Source organism: Arthrobacter sp. Hiyo1 (assembly GCF_001263615.2).
Taxonomy (GTDB): Bacteria; Actinomycetota; Actinomycetes; order Actinomycetales; family Micrococcaceae; genus Arthrobacter.
In genome coordinates, this window is sequence record NZ_DF952469.1 from 111,973 (window position 1) to 114,833 (window position 2,861).

The 2,861-nt window shown below is 65.0% G+C and carries 1 protein-coding gene and 3 pseudogenes; 2 read left to right on the forward strand and 2 right to left on the reverse strand.

Annotation, left to right across the window (positions count from 1 at the left end):
* Nucleotides 1-40: 40 nt before the first annotated feature.
* A pseudogene (locus tag AHiyo1_RS27705) lies at nt 41-142 on the forward strand (helix-turn-helix domain-containing protein); the annotation flags it as partial.
* A 48-nt stretch (nt 143-190) separates the two neighbouring features.
* Complete coding sequence (locus AHiyo1_RS05145) at nt 191-571, forward strand: TetR/AcrR family transcriptional regulator (protein WP_340639301.1); 381 nt, start codon at nt 191-193, stop codon at nt 569-571.
* A gap of 64 nt (nt 572-635) precedes the next feature.
* Here the strand turns inward: AHiyo1_RS05145 and AHiyo1_RS05150 are convergent.
* Together AHiyo1_RS05150 and ispG are read right to left on the reverse strand one after the other, a co-directional pair.
* Nucleotides 636-1,521 (reverse strand): annotated as a pseudogene (locus AHiyo1_RS05150) (GNAT family N-acetyltransferase).
* Nucleotides 1,484-2,628 (reverse strand): annotated as a pseudogene (gene ispG, locus AHiyo1_RS05155) (flavodoxin-dependent (E)-4-hydroxy-3-methylbut-2-enyl-diphosphate synthase). Before ispG ends, AHiyo1_RS05150 begins: the two co-directional pseudogenes overlap by 38 nt.
* Between the last annotated feature and the right edge of the window lie 233 nt (nt 2,629-2,861).

The window sequence follows — 2,861 nt, forward strand, 5'->3', positions numbered from 1 at the left end:
AGCGACTCCCGCGAGCTGATCCTCCGCTACAGCGCGCCGGCTCTTCGCCGAACACGGCTTCGACGGCACGAGCCTGCGGCAAGTGGCCCGCGAAGCAGAGATGGACCCGGCCATGGTCCACCACTTCTTCAAGGGCAAGGACGAACTCTTCGCCCAGAGCATCGAACTTCCGGCTGATCCCGACGAGGTCCTGGCCGGCGTCGAATCGTTGGCCCCGGCGCAACGCTCCGAAGCAATCGTCCGCGCCGTGTTGCGTCTGTGGGAAAGCCCGGCACAACACGGGCTTGTCGCGTTCGTCAGGGGAACGATCGGCTCCAAGGCCAAGACTGCCTTGCTGCGGGAGATGGTGGCGAGGACCATCCTGTCCAGGATCACAGCGGGTCTTCCCGGTTCCCCTGAGGAGGCGAAGATGCGTGGCAACCTCGTTGCCACGCAGGTGGTGGGTCTCATGCTGATGCGCTACGTGGTCCGGCTGGAGCCCCTGGCTTCGGCATCCCAGGACGAGGTAGTGCGGCTCGTGGCCCCGAACGTCCAGCACTACCTCACCGGTGCGCTCACCCCTCCCAACTGACTCGCATTAGACGTCGTTATGAGCCCTCAAAACGACATCTATTGCGAGTTAGTTGGGTTGTTGATCAGTACAGCACCGTGGCGAAGGTTCCCAGGCGCTTGAACCCGACCCGCTCGTAGGTGGCGCGCGCCTGGTGTTGTACTCGTTGACGTAAAGGCTGGTGATCGGCGCGAACTGCTGGGCCAGGACAACCACTCCCGCCATGTACCCGGCACTGAGTCCTTGGCCGCGGAACTCGGGGTTCATCCAGACGCCCTGCACTTGGGTGGCCTGCGCGGTGACCGCCCCGAGTTCGGCTTTGAACTTCACTTTCCCGCCGGCGTCGATGTGCACCAGGGAATGGCCTTGCCGGATCAGTCCGGCCACCCGGCGGCTGTAGAAGTCCTCGCTCCCGAGGAAGGGAGAATACCCCACTTCCTCTTCGAACATGGCTGCGCACGCGGGCAGGATACGGTCGAAATCCGCGATGTTTCCGAAGCCGAGCTGCGGATTGGCTTCGATGGCGGGTGGCCCCGAGATGGCCAGAAGTGGCTGGTCGGCACGTACCTCGTGGGCGAAATGGCCCAGCTGCTCCAAGCGGGAATGCAGCGCCAGTACGGTCTGCGCCGGCCCAAAGATCGAGGCGTACCGGCGTCCTGCCCGGTGCGCAACAGCCGCAACGCGGGAAGCCAGCCCGGGGTCCAGCTGCACCGGAACCAGATTGGCGCCGGCCCAGCAGGCACCCACCAGGCATCGCCGTCGAACACTCCAAAGACGCTCGCCCCACCGGACGTGGGTGCGGCGCTCCCCGACGAATCGAGATGCGCCAGAATGAAGACGTTCGCTACAGGGTCTTCCATCGCGAGCACGCGAAGGGCCCGGGTGTCGGCAGCGCCGAGCACCCGGACGGAAATCCCATCGGCGGCTGTCTCGCTACGAGACGCTAACCACGGGGCTACCCTTGACAGCATCTTCGCCATCGGCCTCCCCCATCTCTTCGGCGATACGCATGGCCTCTTCGATCAGTGTCTCAACAATCTGGCTCTCGGGGACAGTCTTAATGACTTCGCCCTTCACGAAGATCTGGCCCTTGCCGTTTCCGGAGGCCACACCGAGATCGGCTTCACGTGCCTCGCCCGGGCCGTTCACCACGCAACCCATGACGGCGACGCGCAACGGAATCTCCATTCCTTCAAGCCCGGCCGTGACCTGCTCAGCCAGCGTGTAGACGTCCACCTGGCGCGTCCGCATGAAGGGCAGGAGACGATTTCGAGCTTGCGGGGGCGCAGGTTGAGGGACTGCAGGATCTGGTTGCCGACCTTGATTTCCTCGACAGGCGGGGCGGAGAGGGACACGCGGATGGTGTCGCCGATACCCCTGGACAGGAGCGCTCCGAAGGCCGTCGCGGACTTGATGGTGCCTTGGAAGGCGGGCCCGGCCTCGGTCACGCCGAGGTGCAGCGGCCAGTCGCCCTTTTCGGCAAGCATCTCGTAGGCCGCCACCATGATGACGGGATCGTTGTGCTTGACGGAGATCTTGAAATCGTGGAAGCCGTGTTCCTCGAACAACGACGCTTCCCACACAGCCGACTCGACGAGGGCCTCCGGGGTGGCCTTGCCGTACTTCTTCAGGATGCCGGGCTCCAGGGACCCGGCGTTGACGCCGATCCGGATGGACGTACCGTGATCGCGCGCTGCCGCCGCGATTTCCTTCACTTGGTCATCGAACTTGCGGATGTTGCCCGGATTGACGCGCACCGCAGCGCAACCGGCCTCGATCGCGGCGAAGACATACTTCGGCTGGAAGTGGATGTCCGCGATCACGGGAATCTGGGACTTGCGGGCGATGATCGGCAGTGCCTCGGCGTCGTCCGCGGAGGGGCAAGCGACACGCACGATGTCGCAGCCGGACGCCGTCAGCTCGGCGATCTGCTGCAGGGTGGCGTTGATGTCCGTGGTGGGGGTGGTGGTCATCGATTGCACGCTGATGGGTGAATCGGAGCCGACGCCGACCGAACCCACCTTGATCTGGCGGGTCTTGCGGCGGGGCGCGAGAACGGGGGGCGGGGCTGACGGCATTCCCAGGCTGACCGAGGTCACGTGGACTCCTTGGGTTGAAATGGGTGGATCGTAGGGCCGGGAACCCGGCCGGTCATGCTGCTACGAGGCGTGGGCGGAGAGCATTCCGATGACGGGGTTCCACTCCGACGTCCGGATGCCTGCAATCCCCCGGACGGCGGCGAACGGATCCTCCTTCAACGTGGCGTTCAGCTCGGCCTCGTCGGCGGCCTCGAGCAGGAGCAGCGCACCCG